Origin of the sequence: Erwinia plantamica (assembly GCF_043420595.1) — a bacterium.
Taxonomy (GTDB): Bacteria; Pseudomonadota; Gammaproteobacteria; order Enterobacterales; family Enterobacteriaceae; genus Erwinia; species Erwinia aeris.
Window position 1 is genome coordinate 1 of sequence record NZ_JBGCUC010000150.1, and the last position, 312, is coordinate 312.

General features: G+C 52.9%; 1 rRNA gene. It reads left to right on the plus strand.

The window, feature by feature from the left end:
• Nucleotides 1–312: ribosomal RNA gene (locus AB3U87_RS22565) — 23S ribosomal RNA — on the plus strand; the annotation flags it as partial.

Below are 312 nucleotides of genomic sequence, written 5' to 3' on the forward strand. Positions count from 1 at the left end.
GAAAGGCGTAGTCGATGGGAAACAGGTTAATATTCCTGTACTCGGTGTTACTGCGAAGGGGGGACGGAGAAGGCTATATCAGCCGGGCGACGGTTGTCCCGGTTTAAGCGTGTAGGCGGAGTGTCCAGGTAAATCCGGACGCTTATTAACGCTGAGGCGTGACGACGAGGCACTACGGTGCTGAAGTGATAAATGCCCAGCTTCCAGGAAAAGCCTCTAAGCATCAGGTAACACAGAATCGTACCCCAAACCGACACAGGTGGTCAGGTAGAGAATACCAAGGCGCTTGAGAGAACTCGGGTGAAGGAACTA